We start from the raw sequence: 7,585 nt of genomic DNA on the forward strand, positions 1-7,585 counted from the left end.
CGTCCAGGATTCAACCGACCTGACCACGACAGGAATGACATGAATCGCGGATTGCCCACCGGACGACGCAAGCGCCGGATCGCCCTGCTCCCGGCGATGGCCGTACTGGCCGTCTCGGGCGTGGCCTGGAGTGCTCCAGCGGCCTGGGCCGACACCGTCGACCCGACCGCGTGCAGCGCACCCGGGCCCGGCGGCGGTACCGGCACGATCACCGGCACCGCCGCGTACACCCTGGACGGGGGTACGCGGACACTCTCCGACGCACTGTTCACCGCCACCGACGACAACGAGACCGCGGTCCTGGTCAAGAACGCGGGCACCCTCCGCCTCCGGCGTCCGACGGTGGTCACGAGCGGCAACACCGAGTCGGCGGACGACAGCAGCTTCTACGGCCTCAACGCCGCCGTACGGGTCACCGGCGCGGGCAGCGCCATCGGTGTCCGAGGCGGCAGCATCACCACGACCGGATCGGGCGCCAACGCCCTGCACGCCGACTACGACGGGTCGGTCACCATGAGCGGCGGCCGCATCGACGTCTCCGGGCAGTTCGCGCACCCGGTCCTGGTCAGCCACAACGGCAGCGCGGTGCTGCGCAATGTGGACATGGTCTCCACGGCCTGCCACGGTTCCGCCGTGGCGACCGACCAGGGCGACGGCACGATCGAGGTCCACGGCGGCCGGCTGCTGGCCACCGGCAAGTACTCGACCGTCCTCTACGCGACCGGCACCATCAAGGCCTACCGGGTCCACGGTGTCGCGCGGGCGGACAACGCCGTGGTGATGGCCGGGACCACCACCACCGTGCTCGCCGACCACAGCGACCTCACGGGCGCCGAGGAGGGCGTCATGGGCTTCGCCATGGGCACCAGCAGCAACACACTGACCATCCGTGGCGGTTCACTCACCGCGCAGGGCGGCCCGGTATTCGACTTCAGCGGCGGCTCGACCGTCATCGACGTCTCCGACGGAGCCAGACTCCGCTCGGCCACGGACGAGTTGGCGACGGTGTCCGGCGGCGGCACGGTGGAGCTCGACGCCTCCCACACCCAGCTCAACGGCACCATCAGCGGAGCCGCGCTCGCGCTGAGCGACGGCGCGACCTGGTCCTCGCCCACCACCTCGACGCTGACCTCCGTCACGGGACTGCGCATCCGGGGCGACCAGGCACGCGGCATCACCAGCGCCCACAGCATCACCTACGACGCCTCACTCACCGCCAACGCCTACCTGGACGGCAAAACCTACAAGCTCACCGGAGGAGGCACACTCACCCCCTCATCCTGATGAGCAGGCCTTTCCGCCGCTCCCGCCAGTGGCGTCGCCGAACACGTCGGGGCCGGGCTACGTCGGTCGGCGGGGGGGCCGACTGCTGCGCTTGTCGAACGGTTGGCGCCGGAAGACCTGCGGGAGTTGCTCCAGCGGGTGGTGCCGCCAGCTCCGGAACGCCCACAGGGCCGAGGGCATGCCGCTGGACTGCGGTTTCACGCATCTGTCGACGGTATGCCGGTGTTCGAGCCATCAGCCTGCCGTTCCCCCGACGGTGGCGCCGGAACGCTTACAAAGTCCTGACCAGGTGCGCGGATCCCGGGATGCCCGCCGAGGAGCGTGCCATTCTCGTTCTGCTCGTCTGCGAACAGATGGGCGGCTCCGTGGTGTTGGGAAGCGGCTGCCACGGCAGGGGAGCCCCGGACGGCCCGGGGCTCCCCTTCCCCTCCGGGGAGGGCAGCCCGCGGCCGGCCCGACGGTCAGTACAGGCTCGGGGCAGCCGGCGTCCCAGGTGGTGCGCTGATTGCCGTAGGCGGGGATGCCGCCGAGGTCCTTCAGCGCACGGACCAGGCGGTTCGAGGGTCTGGCCGACCGACTTGGCGCTCACCCGACGACGACCCGTCGCGGCGCGTGACCGGCGCCGGTCACGGCCGTCCTGGATCCAGCGGCGGCACGGGCGAACGGCAAGCCCGGCCGGGACGACGACGCCTCTTGGTCCATGTCGGCGCCGACGCCACCGACGCTCGGGTCCCGGGTCAAGGCCACCAGTTCACCGCACCGCACCGGTTCCGACCATCGTGTCCCGGCTCGCTTGAGCGAGATCTCGTCCCGCGCTGCTCAACTGCTGCGGTACGCAAGCATCGTGCTGGTACGGGTCGATCACGCCGCGTCTGGTGGATGCCCCGCGGCCACGGCGCACGGTCCAGGACGGGGCTGTGCGCCGTTCCGTGTCGTCCGTCAGCCGATCGTGTCGGTCAGGCCGGTGGACAGGTACGTCGCCCGGCGCTGGTCCTTCTCAGTCCTCCACGGCTCGGTGAGTTCCAGGAGGGTGCCGGTCTTCGGGGCGATGATCACCTTGGTGGTGCCGACGCCCCCGTGGTAGGCCAGCTCCGTCCCGGTGCGCCCGGCGCTGTCCTTGACGGTGCCGACGACGGTCACACCCTTCAGTTCGGCCAGCGCCCGGAACAGGCCGCTGCGCAGTCGCGGGCCGGCGGGGGCGTTGGCGAGGAGGGTGGTCGCCTGCACGAAGCCGAGCGTTCCCGCGTCCTCGTCCTGATCGGCGGAGGCCTTGGTCGTGGTCTCGATCTGCCGCAGAAGCAACGCCGGGTTCGTGGTCAGCCTGTCCAGACCGTTCCAGTCGTAGGTCTCCGACCCGAGCCTCCAGCCGGGAAACCGTGTCTTGCGGGGGGTCTTGCCGGAGATGACGTAGGTGGCGTCCATGGAACGCGTGATGTACGACTCGGCGGAATCGGTTCGGACCTTCCAGTACCTCCCCGAGCCGGCCGACTGCGTGGCGGCGACCTCGGCGACGTTGTTGAGGAAAACCGACGCGGACTGCGGCTGCGCCCCGTGCCGGGTACCCGCTCCCGTGTTCACGCCCATCACCGTGACGCCGGCCGCGACCGCGGCCAACGCCAGGACGGCGAGGACGCGACGGCGCTTACGCAACGGCGTCACCACGGCGTCCTTCCGTACCTCCTCCCGCTGGGCCTGGCCCATGTCCTCCCGCACGGCTTCCTCGACTGCCGCCAGCGACCGGGCCAGCACCTGCGCCGACGGGGGCTCGACCCGGCCCGCCGCCTGCAGCGCCTTGGCGCCCGGGAAGTCCATCAGTGCCTGCCGCTCGATCACGCCCGTCTCCTCCATGTCGTGTGTACTCATGTCAGGTCTCCTGTCACGGCAGGGCGCCGGCTCGCCAGGCGGGCCGGCGCGAGCCGTTCGCGCAACCGGCCCCGGGCCCGGTGCAGCCGCGAACGGGCCGTCCCCGCCGGGATGCCCACAGCGGCGGCCGCCTCGGCCGGCGTGAGCTGCTCCCAGCTGACGAGGAGCATCACCTCCCGCTCTTCTGCGGGCAGTTCGGCCAGCGCGCCGCGCAGTGCGGGCGCCAGCGCCGCCGCGTCCAGCCGCTGGTCCACCGCCTGCCACGGGTCGGTGACCTGTTCCCCCGGCGGGCCCTCTGTCCGCGCCGCCCGCCGCACGGTGCCGGCGAGGACGTTGCGGGCCACCCCGAACAGCCAGCCTCGCGCCGATCCGCGCGAGGCGTCGAACGTGTGCCGCGCGGCGAACGCCTGCAGCCAGGCCTCGGCCAGCAGATCGTCCGCCGCGCCGGGCATCCGCCGCGCGAAGTAGCCGTGCAGGGCGACCGAGTACCTTTCGACCAGGGGCGTGAACGCCGCCGGATCCGCGGCGGACATGGACAGTTGGGTGTCACTGTCACGATCGCCGTACGCGTCGTGCTCCGATTCCACGGAAGCTCCGTCTCCGACCGCCGGACGACGGTCTCACCCCGTACTTGTCACACCACGCCGGTTGCGTTCGCGCCCCGCCGCTACAAGGGCGGCACCACACGGCCCCTCGATGACGTCGAGGCAGCGGCCAACTGTCACTGACGGTCACAACTAGCTTGCCGTGGTCGACGACATGGCAGCGTGGATGACTGGCGCCGGCTGGGGCTCAGGCAATCCGGGGCCCCAGCCGTGCCATTCGCGTGCCGGATCCTGCGGGGAACCACGAGGAAGAGTGGGAACCTGCCTTGAGTGCTCCTGACGCCCCATCAGAAAGGGCGTCAAATGAGCGTCAAGATACCTCGGATAGCATCATTTCAGCGTCAAGATATCGCCCGTAACGCCCACACCGCACATAGCGCACACCACCCGAACCCGCAGGTCAGGCGCCCTTCCCAGCCGGTTCAAGAATCGCCACGCACTCCACATGATGCGTCATCGGGAAGATGTGCGACCTGGGCCGCTCCAGAGAACATGCAGGTCAGAGGCGGTTTTCCAGCCCGCTCCAGGCTCCGCGAAAACTCCGTGCGTCATACGTGCGTCACCGCCACAGACGTGCGCCAGGGACACCAGGACCACCACCACAGCCCCGTCCGCAGCGTACTCGGCGGCAACCCAAGCCGCCCATGGCGGTGCGAATCGCGGGCTCCACGCCCACAAGCCCCTCGGAATCGACAGTCCGACGCAAGAAGCCCCCTGACCGGCAGGGACCAGATCAGGGGGCGTACGGAAGGGCAGGGGCACAGACGCAGAGAGATGCGGCAGGCGACTCGCCCGCCACAGGGGAGGAGTCACCACGATCCCCCCCCACCCGATTGCGCGTCGACCCCGCCCCCTCTACCCATGCGATGCCTCGGCCCCTCCGGCCGAGGATCCCCGGCAACCACTTCGCTATCGCAATGTGCCGCAGCGCTGCGGCACCTCGACGAACGGCGCTCCCGCTGCCTGACCCACGCCCGCCGCGCGGCGCTCCTGCCGCGGCACGCGCACATCGACGAGGCGCTCGTGGAGGTACACCCCTTCGTCAGGCTGTACCGCCGTCTCGGCTCGGCACCGGCGGACACCGCCGAACGTGAACTCCGTTCTCTTCTTGGACCGTTGCGGCGCTCACCGTCGGCACAGGCGGCCCTGGAAGAACTCGACGGCTGTCCTGTGGAGCACTGCCCAGCGCCTCGGGAGCGGGCGTTCCCGGCACAGCGGGTGCGGGAACCGGCCCCACCCGTCCCCCTTCCCGGTCGTGAAACCGGCCTGCAGCCCTTCCCGATGCTCTCCGTGACGGGTTCGCTCCGGACGGTCGCGGCTCAGTACCGTGAGCCGTCCGCGCCGCCGCACCCCCTGCCCGCGGACCGGGGCGGGTTCGTGTCCGGGCTGCATGCGAACGGACTGCTCGCCCCGGCGGCACGGCTCGCCACCGCCCCGCCCGCCGACCCCGAGCTCGACCCCGACGGTGTCTCTTTCACTGTGGTGACCGGTTTCCTGGTGCTGGACGAGGACGGCACCCCGTGTCCGGGGCCGTCCCTGGAGGCGTGGCGGGAGCGGGACGCGGGCGAACTCGCGGGGCTCACGGTGCGTGCCCTGGTGGAGTGGTGTGACCGGCTGGGCGCGGACCCCGATATCGGGGAGGAGTTCGACGACGAGATCCTCGGCGACCTGGTGACGCTCTGCACCGCAGCGGGCGAGACCCGCTCGGTGGCCCGGGACGCGGCCGTGTCGGCCGAGTGCGCGGTGCCGCCGGGGCGTCGTTCGCCGCTCCGGTGCGTGAGCGCGACGACACGGCGGGCCCGCACGAGCCGGGTCAGGAGGCCGAGCGGGCAGAACCGGAGGAGCCGGACGGGTCGGCCTCGTCGTACCGCCTGCCGTCACCGCCCGAACTGGAACGCCTCCTATAGGGCTGGGCACGTTGGACGAGAACGACGTGGCGGAACTGGAGCCGGAGGCGCATCGGCCGGCGGCCCGACTGGACGCCCTGGCCGGGGCCGGTGTGGTGTGGCGCAGCGGTGACGCCTACGGGCTGACACCGCTCGCCGCGGTGGTACTGCGCGAGGCGCTGCTGCTGGCGCACGGCGGCGGCTGGCCACCGCGCGCGGCGCACCCGGGACCGGACGGGGGCAGGGACGATGCTGGTGACGGGGAACCGGGACCGTAGTGGACGCCGTCGACCGTCGCGGAGCGCTTCCCCACCCTGGAGGCGGTTTCGGCGCTGGACGCCGAGCGGCTGGTCGCCGCCGCGTGGCACTGGGAGGCGGCCACGGACCGCCGGGTGCTGCGCGCGTGGGTGGCGGCCGGTGACGGTCCGGACGCGCGCCGGCCGCCCGCACCCTGCCGGACGCCCCGGTCGGTCCGGTCGCCGAGTACGTCGGTAAACCGATGCTCGGTGCCTGGGCGGCCGAGGCGCTGCGCGCGGAGGGGCAGCCGGTCGAGGCGGACGCAGTACCCCGTTCCTCCCGCCTGCTGTGACAGCTCGACCGGCTGCACGCGCTGGCGGTGCACCAGATCTTCGCCTCCGACAGTGCGCAATCGCCGGCCACGCCGTCTCCAGCGCGACCGCCCCGGCCCTCGGGAAGGCCGGGACAGCTCCCGCATCGCGACCCGCACCACCTCGCGGGCCGCCATAATGGGTTCATGCCCTCCAGTCCGCATCACCCCGCGCCAGCACCGAGGTACCTGTCGGGCGCGGTCGCCGAGGATCTCGCGCTGTACCGGGAGAAGTTCCGGCGGCGTCTGCCGCAGTCGCTGGACGAGTTGCACGGCCCGGCCCAGGGGGTCGTGGAGCTGCCGCTGCACATCGCCTGGTCCGGGATGACCTCATACGACCTGGACAAGCCACGCCAGCGCATGGGCCTGTACCGCACTGTCCTGCACGAGGGCCTGCGCGACGACCTGCCCCGCTATCTCAACGAGGACCTGCTCCTCCGGCTGTGGCCGGTGCTGCGCACCCTCCTCGGCCGTACCGTGCGCACCGTATGGGAAGACGCCTTCCCGCAGCTCGCCTCCCGCACCCGGGCAGCCGCGTGACGGACATGCCGGAGCTGCACACGCGGCTCCTGGCCGATGTGATCTCCCTCGGCTCCCCGTATCCGCTGGTTCTCACCGGCGGGTATGCAGTACGGGCGCACCATCTCGTCAACCGCCCGAGTCAGGACCTCGATGTCGCGACCGAGAACCCGGCCCCCATGGCCGACATCGCCGCCGCACTCCGCACCGGCCTGGAGACCCGCGGCTGGAAGGTGCACGCCCTGGAGACCGCCCCGCTGTCCGCCCGCTTCACCGTGACCGACCCGGTCACCGGGCAGGACTGCGAAGTCGACATCCTCAAGGAGATCTTCTGGCGGCCGGTCACCCAGAGCCCGTACGGACCCGTCCTCGCGGAGGAGGACGTGATCGGCACCAAGGTCCGCGCGCTCGCCGACCGCGGAGCGCCCCGCGATCTGATCGACGTGTTCGCGGCCTCCCGTCGCTGGTCCAATGCCGAGCTTGAGGAGTTCGGCCGCCGCCACGCCCGTGGCCGCTTCGAGCGCGAAGACCTGCAGGCGAACCTCACCGGCGCCGACTGGACCGACGACGAAGCCTTCGCCGCTTACGGCCTGGACGATGCCACCATCACCGCTCTTCGAACCTGGGCCGTGGAGTGGGCCGACGACCTCGCAGCCCGGCTCCTCGAAGAGCCCGGTGATCCGGACATCGACTGATCGTGCCGCACGTGCACGCCCTCCCACAAGCACGGGGGGGTGCCCCTATGGGTTTCGTCAACCCGCAGGGGTGGGTTGGGGGTCGTAGAAGGTGCCGTCGCGGAGCATGGCGAAGAGGACGTCTGC

General features: G+C 71.5%; 6 protein-coding genes. 4 read left to right on the forward strand and 2 right to left on the reverse strand.

Annotated elements, in window-relative coordinates; translation table 11 throughout:
- Window positions 1-39 precede the first annotated feature (39 nt).
- Complete coding sequence (locus AB0D85_RS49120) at window positions 40-1,284, forward strand: hypothetical protein (RefSeq protein ID WP_362337130.1); 1,245 nt, start codon at window positions 40-42, stop codon at window positions 1,282-1,284.
- A gap of 939 nt (window positions 1,285-2,223) precedes the next feature.
- Here AB0D85_RS49120 and AB0D85_RS49125 read toward each other — a convergent pair.
- Together AB0D85_RS49125 and AB0D85_RS49130 are read right to left on the reverse strand one after the other, a co-directional pair.
- Window positions 2,224-3,147 carry a hypothetical protein gene (locus tag AB0D85_RS49125; RefSeq protein WP_362337132.1) on the reverse strand — a complete coding sequence of 308 codons (924 nt, stop codon included), beginning with the start codon at window positions 3,145-3,147 and terminating at the stop codon, window positions 2,224-2,226.
- Entirely contained in the window at window positions 3,144-3,734 is a 591-nt protein-coding gene (locus AB0D85_RS49130) for an RNA polymerase sigma factor (protein WP_362337134.1), read from the reverse strand. Before AB0D85_RS49130 ends, AB0D85_RS49125 begins: the two co-directional genes overlap by 4 nt.
- Before the next feature lie 1,936 nt (window positions 3,735-5,670).
- Between AB0D85_RS49130 and AB0D85_RS49135 the strand changes: the two genes are divergently transcribed.
- From AB0D85_RS49135 to AB0D85_RS49145, 3 genes are all read left to right on the forward strand, one after another.
- The gene (locus tag AB0D85_RS49135) at window positions 5,671-5,916 is read left to right on the forward strand and encodes a hypothetical protein (protein WP_362337137.1); all 246 of its coding nucleotides are present in this window, start codon (window positions 5,671-5,673) and stop codon (window positions 5,914-5,916) included.
- A gap of 476 nt (window positions 5,917-6,392) precedes the next feature.
- Window positions 6,393-6,785, forward strand: a complete 393-nt coding sequence (locus AB0D85_RS49140; protein ID WP_362337140.1) for a hypothetical protein — start codon at window positions 6,393-6,395, stop codon at window positions 6,783-6,785.
- Window positions 6,786-6,790: 5 nt separating this feature from the next.
- The gene (locus AB0D85_RS49145; protein ID WP_362337143.1) at window positions 6,791-7,459 is read left to right on the forward strand and encodes a nucleotidyl transferase AbiEii/AbiGii toxin family protein; all 669 of its coding nucleotides are present in this window, start codon (window positions 6,791-6,793) and stop codon (window positions 7,457-7,459) included.
- The last annotated feature ends 126 nt before the right edge of the window (window positions 7,460-7,585 follow it).

Source organism: Streptomyces sp. NPDC048277 (genome assembly GCF_040652235.1).
GTDB lineage: Bacteria > Actinomycetota > Actinomycetes > Streptomycetales > Streptomycetaceae > Streptomyces.